The following is a 16,334-nucleotide window of genomic DNA, read 5'->3' as shown; positions in this document are numbered from 1 at the left end:
CTACTCGACAGAACACGAGGTTCTCATGTCTGAAGAAGACTCATACGCAAAGGTCATCGCCAAGGCGTGGGCCGACGACGCTATTCGAGTGATGTGGACGGCATGAAGAACATACGACGCGTAGTCCTCCGAGACGGTTTCCCGGCACGAAGCGCCGCGGCAGTCTTCGTCGCCGCGGCGCTCGTGCTCGCGGGTTGCGCCGGCGGTAGTGCCTCGCCGGGCACGGCCAGCCCAACTGAGGCACCCTCCACAGACTCCGCCTTCACGTTCAATGCGGATGAACTCACCGCAGCATTCGAGAAATCCGCCGCTGAGATGCTCGTTCCGGGTGCCGTCATGCTCATCCGCACGCCCGACGGTGATGTCGAGAGCGCATACGGGGTCACCGAATGGGCTGGGTCAACGCCCGTCACGATGGAGGATCACATTCGGATCGGCTCCAACACGAAGACATGGACGGGAACCGTCATCCTGCAGCTCGTCGAGGAGGGTGCGATCGCCCTCGAAGATCCGGTGTCGATGTATCGCCCGGATGTGCCAAACGGCGACAACATCACGATCGAACAGTTGCTGAATATGCGCAGCGGGCTGTTCAATTACACGACGACTCTCGAGTTGAACACCGCGCTGGATGTGACGCCGGAGCGTGTCTGGGATCCGGAGGAGCTCGTGCGCATGGGTCTCGCCGAGCCGCCGTATTTCGCGCCAGGAGCGGGTTACGAGTACTCGAACACCAATACGGTGCTGCTTGGACTCATCGCCGAGGATCTCGATGGCAAGCCACTGAACGAGATCTTCGAACAGAGGCTATTCGCACCACTCGGGCTCACCGAGACGTCGTACCCGGCTGTGACCGACACCTCGATCCCGAAGCCGTATTCGCACGGATACATGTTCTCGAACAACGTGGACACGATGACGCAGCCGTCACTCTCCGAGGACGACCTCGCTGCGGCGGCGGCGGGTGAGCTGCTGCCGACCGACCATACCAACGACAACGCATCGTGGACGTCGGCGGCCGGCATGGGCATCTCCACCGCATCAGACCTGGCGACCTGGGTTGAAGCCCTCGGCGGCGGAGGACTGCTGAGCAATGAAATGCAGCAGAAACGGATGGAGAGCTTCCAGCCGAACGACGGTGGTGCTTACGGGTGGGCAATCGCGGAGATGGGTTCTTTCTTTGGGCACATTGGCTCGCTGCCGGGCTACAACTCCTTCATGGGGTACGACCCCGAGACCGACATCACCGTGGTCGTGTGGACGAACCTCGCGCCGGGCGCAGATGGCCGGCCGCCCGCGGCGGATCTCGCTCGGCTCTTGATCGAGACGATGTACGGCATGTAAGTAGTTGCGACGCTGAGGCCCCGCACCCCTCCACCGAGGCGTGCGGGGCCTCAGTGTGCGTGCGGAACTGGCGCTTGCAGGTGGCGGACGACGGCGAGCACGCGACGGTGATCGTCGGCATCCATACTGCCGAGGTACCTCGACTCACCCGTGTGACCAGCACCGAAACCACCTCGGGATCGAGCGCGGTGCCGCGCTCGGCAACGCGTCGGATGTCGCTCGTGAACGTGCGCACGTCGGCGATCCGCTGCTTGATCAGGCGGGGAGGTGGTCGGCTCCCCACTGCGCGCCGCCACAGGCCTCTATGGCCCGCCGGTCGCGAACAAGAATGCTACGACCGCGTACAAGATGACTACGGATCGCCTCGGAGACGACGGTGCCATCACCCGGATAGTGCTCTGCCAGTGCCTGCCCCGCAATACCGCGCCAACAAGCAGTCCCTGTCCGGCAAGTCCCACTCTGGTCAGCCCCGCCGCCAGCGTGGACCCCGGCGCGCTGACATTCGGCGGCACCGCGCAGATCCAAGCTGGCATGGCGGAGGCGGCTCTGGCGGGGAGGCGCACACGGCGGAGGGGATCCGGACTGGAGACACCGCGGCCCGTGTCCGAGATGTCTATCGGGGTGCGACGCTGGCGGAATCCTACGAGGGGCTCAACTCGGTGAAGGTCATCCTGGTCACGGACAGCTCCGGCGGGTCTATCGGCTTCCGGTTCACCGCGGGTAACGACACTTCCGACAGCGTGCCGGACTCGGCGACGGTCACGAACATCCTCGCCGGGAGACCGGGTATGGCTCTCGGCTACGAGGTCTGCTCCGGGTATCTGTACCAGGGAGCTAGCCGACAGTCAGGACCGCGGCGCTGGGGGAGTCGATCGGCAGCGCGTAGCCGTTCGGCCCAGCCTTGAGCCGCAGCGGCGCCTTGGGCGTGAAGGTGCCTTCGCTGGAGACCGTCGCGCCGCCGAAGGTGGTGTCGCTGTTGGCGTCTAGCGCCCCGCCATCAAGCCGCTGCACACGAGCGGACTGCGTGGCGCCATCGTGCCTGTCACCATCGATGACCACCGAGGCGTCGCCGCGGAAGGCCGGGTCGAGGTTGTCTACGAGGACCTTCACGGTGCCGTCGGGCAGCCGCACCGCGAATGCGGAGAGGTGCGCGTCGCCGGTGACCGTGGTGGGCAGGATCTGGCCGCCAACGAACTCGCTGAATGCAAGGGCCGCATAGTACTTCGGGCCGACCTGGACGGCTTCCTGGCGGACCTGCGCACGGTGGTCGGCGACGTCGCGCGCCTGACGCCGCGGCAGCGGGAGGTGCTGGCGCTGGTCGCCGAGGGCCGGAGCAACGCCTGGATCGCCGCGCGCCTGGTGATCTCGGAGAAGGCGGTGGTCCAACACACGTCGCACATCTACGACGCGCTTGGCATCCAGATGGACTCCAACGATCACCGCCGGGTAATGGCGGTCGTGCGGTATCTCGCTGGCTAGCCATCACCAGTCAGAGCCCTGTTTGATTGACTCCATACGTTGCCTGTGCCCGATCGAACCCCTCGTACTCGAGCTGCTCGATGAGCCCCTGCCGTGAGAACGACGTGTAATCGAGGTAGTTTTCCGCGGCCAGCGCCGCCTGCTCATTCCAATCGGGCGATACCTGGTCTACTGCGAAGGTCGCGTCTGCGGTTGAATACCCCTCGAATTCCAGCTGCTCGATAAGTCCCGAGCGGGAGAAGGCTGTGTAGTTGAGGTAGTCCTTGGCTGACTGGACCGCATTTGATTGCGCCCGGGGGAGAGCGGGCGCTGGCGCTGCAGTGGTGGGCTGGGCGGTCTCCACGAGCGGCGCGGTGTCGGGTCTCGTCGTAACCGTGACCGTGGGCTGCGTGGAGGTCGTCGGCTGCGTCGTCTCGGTGGACTGCATCGCAGAGGATGTTCGCGGAGTTGCTGACGTGGCTGATTCCCGCTCTACCGAAGTTGTGACAGCCGCACTTGCGCTGCCGTCCTTCTCGTTGGTTGCGCCACATCCGGTGAGACCGGCGATGATGAAGATTGGCAACATAATTCCCGCACCATGCGACTGAAGTGCATTCTTCCGATAGGGCTCTTTCTTGCCACCCATTTATCAATTCCTTCGGTGCGGTCAAATTCATGCGGGCATAACGATTTCTCAGGATTTCCGACTTTAGCCCAGGCATCATCATAAAACCATTTTCAACAAACTGTGGCGCCGAGTTACGGGCAAGATTCGGGAGTCCGGCACCGTCGCGCACGGTGGCCGCGATGATCGGCGCGCAAGGCAGCGCGCCGCATCAGGACCGAACGGGCAGATGGCCACCGTGACCGACAATGCCATCGCGCTCCGTCGGGTCGACCGTTAGATGATGCTTAGATAGGGCCGCGCTGAAAAGTGTGGCCTGCGTTGCTATTTTGGTGACAAGGTCGATAATTTTATCCGATCAGGATCATGAGGGAGCATTATTGATGTTCAATCCGTCGAATGAGATTGGCGCGTCAGTGCCGTTCCGCCTGGTACTGGCCCACACAGACGCAGTCGCACTGTGGATGACGAATGTCCGGGTTTTCACCGGCGGTATGACCTTCTCCCTCGACGCCTGTCAGCGCGATGGCGACAAGCACCTCGATATGGGGGGGTTCGGCAGGCCAGTTTCTCACGCCACCCCGCCACTGCTCTTCGGGATCGAGGATTCCGCCGGCACAATCGCCACCAACCTCCCACGGACTCGGTCAGGACTTCAGCTGGAAGGAGGTGGAAGCAGCGATGGCAATAACTCGGCGAGGTTTTCCCTGAGCCCGCTCCCAGCACGAGGCGCAATGGGGGTCTACGTGGCCTGGCCGCACTTCGGAATCGAGGAGACCCGGTTCGATGTCGACACCACGGCAATCCACGACGCCGTGGCCGACGTCATCGCGCTGTGGCCCGGGGAGGAACGGAAGCCCTTGCTCGTGGACATGGACGACTATTCGATTCCAGACTTGGAAATACCGGCCGATGGCTGGTTCGCGCGGCAGAATCCTCCGCCCCGTCCTCCCCGCCAGCCCGCTGACCCGAATCGGATTAACTTCGGTTATGTGGGGGACACCGGACAGGCGTTGTAGACGGATACGGCCCAGCTCAGGACCCCTGGCCCCCGCGGCGCGCCTGCACGCTCGACGGCAGCGGCGCCGCAGTAGGAGTCCCACCGGCCAGATCCCGCGCGGCCTCGTGCACGGCGGCTAACCGGGCCTCGCGCACCACGCCCCACAGCCGGCGCAGCGTCTCCTCGGCCAGCGCCGCCGCAGAGGTGGTCGCGGCGTTCCCGCCGGCGGACTCCGCGGCGACGGTGAGGATCGCGGCCACCATGGCCGCGGAGTCCAGCACGTCGGCGACGCGGGCCGAGACGGTCGGCGGCAGCGAATGATCGTGCGCCTGCTCGGTCAGCTCGGTGATGCGGGCGCGGGCGGCGGCGGGGGAGGCGCCCACCGTCTGGATCCGGGTGAACATCTCGGCGGCGTCGCGCACGGCCTCCCGCAGCTGGTGGCGCGCCTCGCCTAGTGCGTGGGGCCCAGGCAGCGTCGCGGAATCCTCCGCGGACAGACCGTAAACGGCCCAGCGAATCACATCGCGGCCCTCACGCACGGGGATCAGTCCAAGCCCCCGAAAGGCGCCCAACGGCTGGGCCGGGCTCAGCAGCAGAGTCTCGCCGGCGGAGATGGCGTCGCGCGTGTGGGCCGTGCCGGGTGTGAGGCCGCGAGTGTCACCGGCGGAGGGGAGCAACAGACGGATCTGCCCGGGCCCGGCGAGACGTCGGAAGAGGCCGAGCAGTGCCACGGCGCCCGGTTCCTGCGCACCAGGCCAATCGAGTCCCGCGGCGTCGGCCACCTCAGCGCTCTCCGCGGTGACCAGATGCAGGTCAGCCCAGCCGGAGAGGCCATCGATGACGGCGTCGGGGGACGCGCCGTCGCTCAGCCACGCATCGGCCCAGAGGGCGAGGCTGAGGCTGGGACAGCCCTGTGCGGAGTTGCCGAATCCTTTGATCATGACCGGACCAGGATAGGCCCAATGCGGAAACCCCGGCGCGCCGGTTGGAAGCTGCTGCGGGGTCCACCTACCCTAAGCACTCGTGAGCGATATGTACGGCGGCGATATCTTCGCGGGCCATGTCAGGAAGAAGCCCCGCGTCATTCCCGAGGTCGAGGCCGAGCGCGACCTCGTGGTCGAGGACGCCGACAGCGGGTTCTGCGGCGCGGTGGTCGGCTTCGAGCGGACGTACGACGGGGAGTTCGTCCGGCTAGAAAATGGTCGGCGGCAGACCAGGCTGTTCGCGATGCGCCATGCCGCCTTCCTCATCGACGGCGAGACGGTCACCCTGATAAAGCCGACGCCTAAAGCGGCGAAACCGGTTGCGTCCGCGTCGGGTTCGGTCCGAGTCGAGGGCCTGCGCGCCCGCACCGCCCGCGCCAGCCGCATTTGGGTGGAGGGCGTGCACGACGCGGCCCTCGTGGAGCGGGTGTGGGGGCATGATCTCCGGGTCGAGGGCATCGTCGTGGAATTCATCGAAGGCCTCGACAACCTGGACGAGAACCTCGAACGCTTCCAGCCCGGACCCGGCCGACGCGTGGGCGTGCTGGTCGACCACCTCGTGGAGGGGTCGAAGGAGTCCCGCATGACGGTGGGCCTAGGGGAGAGCGTGCTGGTGACCGGCCACCCGTATATCGATGTGTGGCAAGCGGTTCGGCCCGAGGTCATGGGCATCGACGCCTGGCCGGTGATTCCGCGCGGCATCGATTGGAAGACCGGGATCTGCGACGCGCTCGGCTGGGGCACGCCGCAGGAGGGCTGGCGGCGGATCAACTCGGCCGTGGAAACATACCGCGACCTGGAGACGCCGCTGATCGGCGCGGTTGAACGTTTAATCGACTTCGTCACCGACCCCGGCTGACCGCGCCTTTTCGCCCCGGCGGGCGCGCCCACCCTCTGGTTAGATGGAGTCGTGGCAGCATTATTGTGGTTTGCGGGTGCGGTCTTGCTCGCAGGTGCCGAGGCACTCACTGGAGACTTCTTCCTACTCATGCTCGCTGGCGGGGCACTGGGCACGGCCGGCTTCGCGCTGGCCGACTTCCCGATCTGGATCGACGCGATCTTCTTCGCGCTGCTGTCCCTCACGCTGATCCTCGGCCTCCGCCCGGCGCTGTTGCGCCGGTTCAGCCGCCCGCCGGAGCTCATGACGAACACACCGGCGCTCGAGGGGAAAACCGCGACAGTACTCCAGGAGATTAGCGGCGGCCTGGGCCGGATCAAGCTCAGCGGCGAGGTGTGGACCGCGCGCGCCATGAACAAGTCCGACACATATATCGAGGGGGAAACCGTGCGTGTTTACGAGATCGACGGCGCAACAGCCGTCGTCTATAAGGAGCTGTGATGGGACCGGCATTGATTGTGCTGATCATCGTCGTTGTGCTCGTGGTGATCGTCGTGGCTAAGTCGGTCACGCTGGTGCCGCAGGCGGACGCGGCCGTGATCGAGCGGCTGGGGCGGTACTACAAGACCCTCTCCGGCCAACTGACCTTCCTGGTGCCCTTCGTGGACCGGGTGCGGGCGCGGGTGGACCTGCGCGAGCGCGTGGTGTCCTTCCCTCCTCAGGCCGTCATCACCGAGGACAACCTGACCCTGGCCATCGACACCGTCGTGTACTTCCAGGTGACGAACCCTCAGGCCGTGGTCTACGAGATCAACGACTACATCACCGGCGTCGAGCAGTTGACGATCACCACGCTGCGCAACGTCGTCGGCGGCATGTCCCTTGAGGAGACGCTGACCTCGCGCGACTCGATCAACGACCAGCTGCGCGGCGTCCTCGACGAGGCGACCGGCCGCTGGGGCCTGCGCGTGGCACGCGTCGAGCTTAAGAGCATCGACCCGCCGCCCTCCATCCAGGAGTCGATGGAGAAGCAGATGAAGGCGGACCGTGAGAAGCGGGCCACGATTCTCACGGCCGAGGGCCAGCGCGAATCGGCGATCAAGATGGCCGAGGGCGGCAAGCAGTCCCAGATCCTCGCAGCCGAGGGCTCCAAGCAGGCCGCGATCCTCGAGGCAGAGGCGAATCGGCAGTCACAGATCCTGCACGCGCAGGGCGAGCGCGCCGCGATGTACCTGCGGGCGCAGGGCGAGGCGAAGGCCATCGAGAAGCGGTTCGCCGCGATCAAGAAGGGCCGGCCCACGCCGGAGCTGCTCGCATACCAGTACCTGGAGGTGCTGCCCGAGATGGCCAAGGGCGACGCCAACAAGACTTGGGTGATCCCCAGCGACTTCGGCGCCGCACTGCAGGGCTTCGGCAAGATGCTCGGGGTGCCCGACGGCGACGGCGCGCTGCGCTATGTGCCCAGCTCCGAGGCCGACGACCACCTGCCAGCGGATGACACCGAGGAGGTCGCGGAGTGGTTTGAGACCAAATCGGACCCCGCGGTGGCTAAGGCTGTCGCCGACGCCGAGGCGGTCGCGCGCAAGCCGGTCGAGACCACCCCGGGCCTCGTGCCGCGCACACCACGGCCAGATCTCGGCTAGCTTCTCTGCGCCCTCGCCCCCGTTGCTTGACCTGACTCCCGTTGCAACGTCAGCGAGGTCAATAAACGGGGGCGAGCGCCGTATGCAGGGCTCCGCTACGTGATCAGCAGCGTCGCGACGCCGCAGATCGCGAGCGCCCACAGGACGCTGGTGAAGGTGCCGATGATGAACTGCTCGGATGCGTCGGCGCGCCGCAGTTCCGGATAGCGTGCCAGGCCCTTGACCGCGAGCACGACGGCGATGCCCTCCGGCCAGTGCGTGAGTACCGCGGCCGCGATTGCGGAGCGTTCCAGGATTCCGATGGCCAGTCCGCCCCGCAGGGGCCCGGGCTGGCCATCGTCGTCGTCCGGGGCGTGGTCGGCGGGAGGCTCGGTGGCCGCAGTGCTGCGGCGGGCCAGGGTGAATGCCGCCCGCACCACCGGGTCTGCGGAGAGCGCGACGGCCGCCACCGCGACCACGAGTGCGGCGTTGCGCCAGAAGCCGGCGACGGGGTCGGCCGCGGCGGCGAGGATTGCGGCCAGGCCGAGGGCGACGGTCTGGACGCTCGCGCCGAGCAGGGCATGGCGTCCCCAGCCGCGCAGGACCGGCTGGGCCAGGGCGAGCAGTGCGAGGATGACGATTGCGGTGACGCTCATTTGTCGGCCTCTCTCAGCAGGCGCTCACAGAGGCTTCGGCCGGCCACCTCGGGCTGCCAGGCCGCCGTGGTGAGACGTTGGGAGACGGCCTGCTTGGTGATCCCGAGCAGGTCGGCCACCTCCGCTTGGCTCATGCCGCGGTCCATCAGGCCAGTGGCGACCTGGCCCTGGGGCGATCTGCGGGCCACGATCAGGCCGGTGAGCACCAGCGCGGTCTGAGCGGACTCCGCCGCGGCGCCAGCCCCGGACTCGCCGACGATGGCCACTGGCACCTGTGCGGTCTTGGCGGCGTTCACTGCCAGGCGCGCGGACTCGAAGGCGGGGCCGCGGCCGGCCCGGGTGCTGGCGGGCAGGGGGGCCTCCACCGCGCCGACACCAATGCCGACGCTCCAGTGCTTGCGCCGGATGAGATCGAGGGCGATAGTGACGACGAGTCGGGCGTTGTCGGTGACCGCTTGGACCTCGTCGCCGGCGGTCCGCTCGAACGGCCGCAGCAGCGGCGCCTTGTTGAGGTCTGCGAGAAGTTGCTCGACGCGGTCCACATCACGCCGGCTGCGTCGTTGGTCGACGGTGAGTACGTACACATGCGCTCCGAAGCCTCGGGGACGGCAGGTCTTCTACCTTGAGTCAAGGATAGAGGCTGGACAGTTTGAAGTAAAGGCTAAGAGCTTGACGAAGCGGTTTCGGTGTTCTCAGGCTCGCGCAGGTCGATATCGACGCCCAGCTTCGCGTCGAGCACCAGGCCCAGCAGCCCCACACAGATGCCCGCGGCGGAGATGGCCAGTAGCGCCGGGTTGTACCCGGTGTTGAGCACGTCGCCGAGCAGCACGACGCTCACTGTGCCGGGCAGGATCCCGATAAGCGTCGCCGCCAGATAGGGCAGCAGCCGCACAGCGGACACCGCGCTGCAGTAGTTGACCACGAAGAAGGGCACGAAACCGATCATGCGCAGCGATCCCACGGCCAGCCATCCGCGCCGGGCCAAGCGCGCCTCGACCCCGCGGACCATCGGATGGGTCAGCTGGCGCTCGACCACCTCGCGGCCGATGGAGCGCACCACGACGAACGCCACGAGCGCGCTGATCATGGTGGCCACTGTCGCGAGGGTGATGCCCAGCACCGGGCCGAAGAGGACGCCGGCGGCCACGGTGAACAGAGTGCGGGGGATCGGTGTCACGGTCACGGCCGCGTGCAACAGCACGAACACCACAGGGAACATCCATCCCATGGACGTGGACCAGTCCGAGAGCCGGCTCAGATTCAGCTCGGGCGAGACGATCACCGCGGCGGCGATCACTCCAAGCAGGATCAGTGCGGAGATCAGCTTGCCTCGACGTAGCGTGCTGGAGCCGCCCCGGAAAGCCAGCACCATGCGGCGGTAGGTTCGCCGCGAGTCGGCTCGGGCACCTCGGCGATCAGTCACGGACCAACAGAGTACGCGGCGGCCCGGGTGGGTGGTCGCGCTCGAGCGGCCTGCCGAGACGATGGTTACTGACCAGTAGCCTTTTGAGTAGCGTCGTGGCCGGTTACCCAGGGGAAAGCGAAGGTCGCCCTTCCGACTAACATCAGCCAAATGACCGAGTCGACAACCGGCGTTGCCGCGAGCAACCCGACACCGAATGTGGCCTGGGACGCGGAATACGCGGCCTGGCAGAAGGCTGTGGCAGGCGTGCTCGCCAAGGGCCGCCGCGTGGATATCTCCGAGATCCCCGCAGACGCAGCCGCCCTCCTGGCACAGACCACCTATGACGGCGCCACCATCGCGCCGTTGTACACCCCGGCCGATGAGCAGGCCGAGTCCGCGCTGCCCGGCCGCTTCCCCTTCGTCCGCGGTCGCGATGGCAACCGCGACGTGACGGTCGGCTGGCATGTCACGGCCAGGTTCGGCCAGCGCGACGCGAGCCCGGCCGTGGTCAACGAGGCCATCCTCGATGCCCTCGCGAGCGGCGTGAGCGCCCTGTGGCTCGCGATCACCCCCGGCACCGTGAGCCCCGGCGCTTTGACCCCCGCAGATCTTCCGGCAGTGCTCCGCGAGGTCCTCCTCGATCTGGCGCCGGTGACGCTAGACGCCGGCACCGAGGTCGCCGCGGCAGCCGAGTCGCTGTACGCGATCCTCGAGGCCACCGTGGTCGCCGACCGCGCGGCAGTCCGCATTGGCCTCGGCGCCGCGCCGTTGACCGAGTCCTTCCGCGGCCAGACCCCAGCCGTGGACGCCGCCGCGCTGGCCGCTCTGGCCTTGGCCGCAGCACAGCGCACTGAGTCCGTACGCGCGATCACAGTCGATGGCACCGCCTTCCACGAGCGCGGCGCAGCCGACGCCGAGGAGCTCGGCGCCGCGATCGCCGCCGGTGTGCAGTACGTGCGCGATCTTGTCGCAGCCGGCCTGTCCGCCGAGGACGCGCTGGGCCAGATCGAGTTCCGACTCGCCGCCACCGACGACCAGTTCCAGACCATCGCGAAGTTCCGTGCCGGCCGCCAGCTGTGGGCCCGCGTCGCGCAGGTCCTCGGCCACGCCGAGGCCGGCGCCGCGCCGCAGCACGCGGTCACCTCATCGGCCATGATGACCCAGCGCGACCCCTGGGTGAACATGCTCCGCACCACCCTCGCGGCCTTCGGCGCCGGAGTCGGCGGCGCGGATAGCGTGACCGTGCTGCCCTTCGACGCCGCGCTGCCGGCCGGAGCGCTCGGCACCTCCGCCGCGTTCGCCCAGCGCATCGCCCGCAACACCCAACTGCTGCTCCTCGAGGAGTCGCACCTGGGCAGGGTCCTCGACCCCGCAGGCGGCTCCTGGTACGTCGAGTCGCTCACCGGGGACCTCGCGGCCATCGGCTGGAAGTTCTTCCAGGAGATTGAGGCGGCCGGCGGCTACACCGCCGCGTTGGCCACGGGCATCATCGCCAACCGGGTCGAGGAGACCGGACAGCGCCGCTACTCGGACATCGCGCATCGAGTGAGCGCCCTGACCGGCATCAACGAGTTCCCGAACCTCGCGGAGACCGCGCCGGACGCCGACAGCGCACCGCGCCTGGCGGACGTTCGCCGCTACGCCGCAGCCTTCGAGGGCTTGCGGGACCGCTCCGACGCGCACCTGGCCGCCACCGGCAGCCGCCCACGCGTCGCCCTCGTGGCCCTGGGACCGCTGTCCGAGTACAACGTCCGCACCTCGTTCGCGTCCAACCTGCTGGCCTCCGGCGGCATCGAGGCCGTCTCGACGGGCACCGTGGCCGCCGACGACATCGCCGCGGCACTGACGAAGCTGGCCGACGCCAACACCGTCGTCGTGGTCTGCGGCACCGACCGGCGCTACGGCACCGAGGCCGTGGCCGCAGTGGCCGCGATCCGCGCCGCCGGCGCCTCGCAGGTCCTGCTTGCCGGGCCCGAGAAGGCATTCCCGGGCGAGGGTGACACCCGGCCCGACGGTTTCCTGACGATGAAGATCGATGCTGTCGAGACCCTCACCGGCCTCCTCGACACCCTGGGAGTGAACTGACCATGAGTGAAATTGCCAGTTTTGCCGACGTCCCCCTGGTGGACGACACGGCCGAGGCCGCCAACCCGACGCAGGCCGACGTCGCCGCCCTGATCGACAGCGCGGCGGCAGCCAACAACCTCACGGCCGACCAGGTCGTCTGGAACACGCCCGAGGGCATCGACGTCAAGCCCGTCTACGTCAAGGGCGACCGCGACGCGGCCGTCGACGCGGGCTACCCGATCGACAGCTTCCCGGGCAAGGCCCCGTTCCTGCGCGGGCCGTACCCGACGATGTACGTCAACCAGCCGTGGACCATCCGCCAGTACGCGGGCTTCTCCACCGCCGCCGAGTCCAACGCCTTCTATCGCCGCAACCTCGCGGCCGGCCAGAAGGGCCTGTCGGTCGCGTTCGACCTCGCGACCCACCGCGGCTACGACTCGGACCACCCGCGCGTGCAGGGCGACGTCGGCATGGCCGGCGTGGCCATCGACTCGATCCTCGACATGCGCCAGCTGTTCGACGGCATCGACCTCTCGCAGGTGTCGGTCTCGATGACGATGAACGGCGCCGTGCTGCCGATCCTGGCGCTCTACGTCGCCGCCGCGGAGGAGCAGGGCGTCAGCTCGGAGCAGCTCGCGGGGACCATTCAGAACGACATCCTCAAAGAGTTCATGGTCCGCAACACCTACATCTACCCGCCCAAGCCGTCGATGCGGATCATCTCCGACATCTTCGCGTACACCAGCGCGAAGATGCCGAAGTACAACTCCATCTCGATCTCGGGCTACCACATCCAGGAGGCCGGCGCGACGGCCGACCTGGAGCTGGCCTACACCCTGGCCGACGGCGTCGAGTACATCCGCGCGGGCCTCGCGGCCGGCATGGACATCGATGCCTTCGCCCCGCGCCTGTCCTTCTTCTGGGGCATCGGTATGAACTTCTTCATGGAGGTGGCCAAGCTCCGCGCGGCCCGCCTGCTGTGGAGCGAGCTCGTCGCCGAGTTCAACCCGAAGAACCCGAAGTCGCTGTCGCTGCGCACCCACTCGCAGACCTCGGGCTGGTCGCTGACCGCCCAGGATGTCTACAACAACGTGGCGCGCACCTGCGTCGAGGCGATGGCCGCAACCCAGGGCCACACCCAGTCGCTGCACACCAACGCGCTCGACGAGGCCCTGGCCCTGCCCACGGACTTCTCCGCGCGCATCGCCCGCAACACGCAGTTGGTGATCCAGCAGGAGTCGAACACGGTTCGCCCGATCGACCCGTGGGGCGGCTCGCACTACGTCGAGACGCTCACGCACCAGCTCGCCGAGCGCGCCCGCGCGCACATCCGCGAGGTGGAGGAGGCCGGCGGCATGGCCCAGGCCATCAGCGAGGGCATCCCCAAGCTCCGCATCGAGGAGGCCGCGGCCCGCACCCAAGCGCGCATCGACTCCGGCCGCCAGCCGGTGATCGGCGTCAACAAATACCAGGTCACCGAGGACCAGGAGATCGAGGTCCTCAAGGTCGAGAACTCGAAGGTCCGCAAGGAGCAGCTCGAGAAGCTCGTGACGCTGCGCGCCGAGCGCGACGAGACGGCCGTGCAGGCCGCGCTCGACGAGCTCACCCGGGCGGCCAGCGCGGTCGGCCAGGCCGGCGAGGATGGCATGGACAACAACCTCCTCGCCCTCGCCATCAAGGCCGCCCGCGCGATGGCCACCGGCGGCGAGATCTCCGACGCCCTCGAGAAGGTCTATGGGCGCCACCAGGCCGAGATCCGGACGATCTCCGGCGTCTACCGACAGGAAGCAGGCGCCGTGCGCAACATCGACGACGCGATCGAGGTCGTCGACGCGTTCGCGGAGGCAGAAGGCCGACGCCCCCGCGTCCTCATCGCGAAGATGGGCCAGGACGGGCACGACCGCGGCCAAAAGGTGATCGCCACGGCCTTCGCCGACCTCGGCTTCGACGTGGACGTCGGGCCGCTGTTCCAGACCCCCGACGAGGTTGCGCAGCAGGCGGCAGACAACGACGTCCACGTCATCGGCGTCTCCTCGTTGGCGGCCGGGCACCTCACCCTGGTGCCCGCGCTCCGCGAGGCGCTGAAGGAGGTCGGCCGTCCCGACATCATGATCATCGTCGGCGGCGTCATCCCGCCCGGCGACTTCGACGAGCTGTACGCCGCCGGCGCCTCGGCGATCTTCCCCCCGGGGACGGTCATCGCGGACGCCGCCAGCGACCTCCTCCGCAAGCTGGCAGCGCGTCTCGGCCACGACCTCGGTGAGGCCGGCGCCGCGGTACGCGAGTGATCGCGGTGGCCCCTAAGACCCCGGCCCGCCCACCGATCGACGTGCCCGCACTGGCGGGGAAGGTCCTGGCCAACAGCCGGGCCGACCTCGCCCGTGCGATCACGCTCGTCGAGTCCACGAGGCCCGACCACCGCGCGCAGGCCCAACAGCTGCTCATGGAGCTGTTGCCGCACGCGGGCGGCGCCCACCGGATCGGCATCACGGGCGTGCCGGGGGTCGGCAAGTCGACGTTCATCGACGCGTTCGGGATGCATCTGATCGAGCGCGGGCACCGGGTGGCCGTCGTCGCGGTCGACCCGTCGTCCACCCGCACCGGCGGCTCCATCCTCGGCGACAAGACGCGGATGGCGCGGCTCTCCGCCGAACCTAACGCGTTCATCCGGCCCTCGCCGTCCGCCGGCACCCTCGGCGGCGTGGCGAAGGCGACGCGCGAGGCCATCGTGGTGCTCGAGGCCGCAGGCTTCGACATCGTGCTGGTCGAGACCGTCGGCGTCGGCCAGTCCGAGGTGACGGTCGCGAACATGACCGACGTGTTCTGCTTCCTCACGCTCGCCCGCACCGGTGACCAGCTGCAGGGCATCAAGAAGGGGATCCTGGAGCTGGCGGACCTGATCGCGGTGAACAAGGCCGACGGCAAGCACGTGATGGAGGCCAAGCGGGCGGCGCGGGAGATGTCCGGCGCGATGCAGCTGATCCACCCGCACGACGCGTTGTGGCAGCCGCCCGTCATCACGATGAGCGGGCTCGAGGGGGAGGGGCTCGACAAGTTCTGGGACGCCGTGGTCAAGCACCGCGAGGTGCTCACCGAGGCCGGGGACTTCGAGGCCAACCGCCGACAGCAACAGGTGGACTGGACGTGGACGATGGTGCATGAACAGCTCATCGACCGGCTCATGCGCGATGCCAAGGTGCGCGAGATCCGCGGCGACGTCGAGGGCCGGGTCCGCGAGGGCACCTTGACGGCGGCCCTCGCCGCGCAGTCGATCATCGAGGCGTTCGACAACTAGCTAGAACCAGTCAGCGCGCGTGTGCCTTCCTGGCGCACGCGCGCTGAGCTTATAGCGCCGCGATCTCCGCGACCATCTCGTCGGTCATGACCCATTCGCTCGCCGTGCTGTTGGCGGCGATCTGGTCGGGTCGGGTGGCCCCGGCGATGACAGAGGTGACAGCGGGCTGGCCGAGGAGCCAGCTGATGGCTAGCTCGCCGATCGTGCGCCCATGGTCGGCGGCGTACTTCGCGTAGGCCTCCACCTTGTCAAAGTTGGCCTCGGTCGCGATCTCGGCGAAGAACGAGATCGCCGCGAATCGCGTGCCGCTGGGGAAGGCCTCGCCCCGCACGTACTTTCCGGTCAACAATCCCGAGGCCAGCGGGTAGTAGGGCACCACACCGAGTCCCAGCGCTGTCGCGGCAGGCACCGTCGCCTCCTCAACGTCGCGGGAAAGGAGGTTCCACTCCAGTTGGGTGCCGACGAACGCCGCTGAGCCCAACGCGCTTGCTGTGGCGGCCGCCGCAGTCAACCGCTCAGCGTCGTTATTCGAGTTGGCGAGGTGTCGGACCTTTCCCGATCGAACAAGCTCGTCGAGTGCCTCCAGGGTCTCTTCGAGGGGAGCCTCGGCATCGGGGTAGTGCTCGTAATAGACGTCGATGTAATCCGTGTTGAGCCGACGGAGGCTGCCCTCGGCGGACTCGCGGATCCGAGCCGCGACCACTCCTGGCGTGTAGGGCTGGTCCTTCGGGCGCGGCATGAACTTGGTCGCCACGACGACCTCGTCTCGCCTCGACCCGAGCGCGGCTCCTAAATATTGTTCGGACACGCCGTTGCCGTACATCTCCGCGGTGTCGAAATGCGTGATCCCGGCATCGAGGGCGGCCTTGACCACCGCAGCGGTCTCGTCCGCATCAATGCGCATACCAAAGTTGTTGCAACCCAGTCCGATCTCCGACAGCAGTGGTCCGTGCGCGCCCAACCGACGTGATTCCATAACAATCCTCAAACTCTCGCTATTCGATGACCAGCAGACAGGTATCGATTCTGGGGTGCATATTT

Annotated in this window: 17 protein-coding genes; 9 read left to right on the top strand and 8 right to left on the bottom strand. The window is 67.7% G+C overall.

Annotation, left to right across the window (positions count from 1 at the left end; all coding sequences use genetic code 11):
- Positions 1–102: 102 nt before the first annotated feature.
- Positions 103–1,344, top strand: a complete 1,242-nt coding sequence (locus TBIF_RS19350; RefSeq protein WP_084611807.1) for a serine hydrolase domain-containing protein — start codon at positions 103–105, stop codon at positions 1,342–1,344.
- A 640-nt stretch (positions 1,345–1,984) separates the two neighbouring features.
- Here TBIF_RS19350 and TBIF_RS26515 read toward each other — a convergent pair.
- Both TBIF_RS26515 and TBIF_RS26345 read right to left on the bottom strand, forming a co-directional pair.
- The gene (locus tag TBIF_RS26515; protein WP_268746925.1) at positions 1,985–2,107 is read right to left on the bottom strand and encodes a hypothetical protein; all 123 of its coding nucleotides are present in this window, start codon (positions 2,105–2,107) and stop codon (positions 1,985–1,987) included.
- A gap of 71 nt (positions 2,108–2,178) precedes the next feature.
- Positions 2,179–2,475 carry a hypothetical protein gene (locus TBIF_RS26345; protein ID WP_024796392.1) on the bottom strand — a complete coding sequence of 99 codons (297 nt, stop codon included), beginning with the start codon at positions 2,473–2,475 and terminating at the stop codon, positions 2,179–2,181.
- 15 nt (positions 2,476–2,490) lie between these two features.
- Here TBIF_RS26345 and TBIF_RS19335 point away from each other — a divergent pair, with 15 nt between their 5' ends.
- Positions 2,491–2,823: a helix-turn-helix domain-containing protein gene (locus TBIF_RS19335; RefSeq protein WP_024796391.1), complete on the top strand. Its 333-nt coding sequence runs from the start codon at positions 2,491–2,493 to the stop codon at positions 2,821–2,823.
- 10 nt (positions 2,824–2,833) lie between these two features.
- Here TBIF_RS19335 and TBIF_RS25075 read toward each other — a convergent pair whose 3' ends face one another.
- On the bottom strand, positions 2,834–3,448 hold the full coding sequence (locus TBIF_RS25075) for an Ltp family lipoprotein (RefSeq protein WP_162472303.1): 615 nt from the start codon (positions 3,446–3,448) through the stop codon (positions 2,834–2,836).
- Positions 3,449–3,807: 359 nt separating this feature from the next.
- Here TBIF_RS25075 and TBIF_RS19325 point away from each other — a divergent pair, with 359 nt between their 5' ends.
- Positions 3,808–4,446 carry a hypothetical protein gene (locus TBIF_RS19325; protein ID WP_158506373.1) on the top strand — a complete coding sequence of 213 codons (639 nt, stop codon included), beginning with the start codon at positions 3,808–3,810 and terminating at the stop codon, positions 4,444–4,446.
- A 16-nt stretch (positions 4,447–4,462) separates the two neighbouring features.
- Here TBIF_RS19325 and TBIF_RS19320 read toward each other — a convergent pair whose 3' ends face one another.
- Positions 4,463–5,368: an Rv1486c family protein gene (locus TBIF_RS19320; protein ID WP_024796388.1), complete on the bottom strand. Its 906-nt coding sequence runs from the start codon at positions 5,366–5,368 to the stop codon at positions 4,463–4,465.
- A gap of 91 nt (positions 5,369–5,459) precedes the next feature.
- Between TBIF_RS19320 and TBIF_RS19315 the strand changes: the two genes are divergently transcribed.
- Genes TBIF_RS19315 through TBIF_RS19305 form a run of 3 tightly spaced genes read left to right on the top strand, consistent with a single transcriptional unit; the run spans position 5,460 to position 7,891 of the window.
- Positions 5,460–6,269: a DUF3097 domain-containing protein gene (locus TBIF_RS19315; RefSeq protein WP_024796387.1), complete on the top strand. Its 810-nt coding sequence runs from the start codon at positions 5,460–5,462 to the stop codon at positions 6,267–6,269.
- 51 nt (positions 6,270–6,320) lie between these two features.
- The gene (locus TBIF_RS19310) at positions 6,321–6,749 is read left to right on the top strand and encodes an NfeD family protein (protein ID WP_024796386.1); all 429 of its coding nucleotides are present in this window, start codon (positions 6,321–6,323) and stop codon (positions 6,747–6,749) included.
- Entirely contained in the window at positions 6,749–7,891 is a 1,143-nt protein-coding gene (locus TBIF_RS19305; RefSeq protein WP_024796385.1) for an SPFH domain-containing protein, read from the top strand. The genes TBIF_RS19310 and TBIF_RS19305 overlap by 1 nt, the downstream gene beginning before the upstream one ends.
- A 95-nt stretch (positions 7,892–7,986) precedes the next feature.
- On the opposite strand, the gene TBIF_RS19300 is transcribed toward TBIF_RS19305, so the two are convergent.
- From TBIF_RS19300 to TBIF_RS19290, 3 genes are all read right to left on the bottom strand, one after another.
- Entirely contained in the window at positions 7,987–8,526 is a 540-nt protein-coding gene (locus TBIF_RS19300; RefSeq protein WP_024796384.1) for a hypothetical protein, read from the bottom strand.
- A complete protein-coding gene (locus tag TBIF_RS19295) occupies positions 8,523–9,110 on the bottom strand; it encodes a transcriptional regulator (protein ID WP_024796383.1) in 588 nt (195 codons plus the stop codon). The genes TBIF_RS19300 and TBIF_RS19295 overlap by 4 nt, the downstream gene beginning before the upstream one ends.
- Before the next feature lie 77 nt (positions 9,111–9,187).
- Positions 9,188–9,949 (bottom strand): TVP38/TMEM64 family protein, encoded by a 762-nt coding sequence (locus TBIF_RS19290; protein WP_235174884.1) that lies wholly within the window; start codon positions 9,947–9,949, stop codon positions 9,188–9,190.
- 150 nt (positions 9,950–10,099) lie between these two features.
- On the opposite strand from TBIF_RS19290, the gene mutA reads away from it, so the two are divergent.
- Genes mutA through meaB form a run of 3 tightly spaced genes read left to right on the top strand, consistent with a single transcriptional unit; the run spans position 10,100 to position 15,293 of the window.
- Positions 10,100–12,016, top strand: a complete 1,917-nt coding sequence (gene mutA, locus TBIF_RS19285; RefSeq protein ID WP_084611799.1) for a methylmalonyl-CoA mutase small subunit — start codon at positions 10,100–10,102, stop codon at positions 12,014–12,016.
- Positions 12,017–12,018: 2 nt separating this feature from the next.
- Positions 12,019–14,286, top strand: coding sequence for a methylmalonyl-CoA mutase (gene scpA / locus TBIF_RS19280; RefSeq protein ID WP_024796380.1), 2,268 nt, complete (start codon positions 12,019–12,021; stop codon positions 14,284–14,286).
- A 5-nt stretch (positions 14,287–14,291) separates the two neighbouring features.
- The gene (gene meaB, locus TBIF_RS19275; protein WP_038172035.1) at positions 14,292–15,293 is read left to right on the top strand and encodes a methylmalonyl Co-A mutase-associated GTPase MeaB; all 1,002 of its coding nucleotides are present in this window, start codon (positions 14,292–14,294) and stop codon (positions 15,291–15,293) included.
- 49 nt (positions 15,294–15,342) lie between these two features.
- On the opposite strand, the gene TBIF_RS24020 is transcribed toward meaB, so the two are convergent.
- Complete coding sequence (locus TBIF_RS24020; RefSeq protein ID WP_038171984.1) at positions 15,343–16,269, bottom strand: aldo/keto reductase; 927 nt, start codon at positions 16,267–16,269, stop codon at positions 15,343–15,345.
- Between the last annotated feature and the right edge of the window lie 65 nt (positions 16,270–16,334).

It is taken from the genome of Tomitella biformata AHU 1821 (genome assembly GCF_000524475.1).
GTDB lineage: Bacteria > Actinomycetota > Actinomycetes > Mycobacteriales > Mycobacteriaceae > Tomitella > Tomitella biformata.
This window is presented reverse-complemented; position numbering and strand designations above follow the sequence as displayed.

Bases quoted from the DNA above. Each gene is read 5' to 3' on its own strand.
- TBIF_RS19350 (WP_084611807.1), top strand. From the start codon at position 103: ATGAAGAACATACGACGCGTAGTCCTCCGAGACGGTTTCCCGGCACGA.
- TBIF_RS25075 (WP_162472303.1), bottom strand. From the start codon at position 3,448: ATGGGTGGCAAGAAAGAGCCCTATCGGAAGAATGCACTTCAGTCGCAT.
- TBIF_RS19320 (WP_024796388.1), bottom strand. From the start codon at position 5,368: ATGATCAAAGGATTCGGCAACTCCGCACAGGGCTGTCCCAGCCTCAGC.
- TBIF_RS19315 (WP_024796387.1), top strand. From the start codon at position 5,460: ATGTACGGCGGCGATATCTTCGCGGGCCATGTCAGGAAGAAGCCCCGC.
- TBIF_RS19305 (WP_024796385.1), top strand. From the start codon at position 6,749: ATGGGACCGGCATTGATTGTGCTGATCATCGTCGTTGTGCTCGTGGTG.
- TBIF_RS19300 (WP_024796384.1), bottom strand. From the start codon at position 8,526: ATGAGCGTCACCGCAATCGTCATCCTCGCACTGCTCGCCCTGGCCCAG.
- mutA (WP_084611799.1), top strand. From the start codon at position 10,100: ATGACCGAGTCGACAACCGGCGTTGCCGCGAGCAACCCGACACCGAAT.
- scpA (WP_024796380.1), top strand. From the start codon at position 12,019: ATGAGTGAAATTGCCAGTTTTGCCGACGTCCCCCTGGTGGACGACACG.
- TBIF_RS24020 (WP_038171984.1), bottom strand. From the start codon at position 16,269: ATGGAATCACGTCGGTTGGGCGCGCACGGACCACTGCTGTCGGAGATC.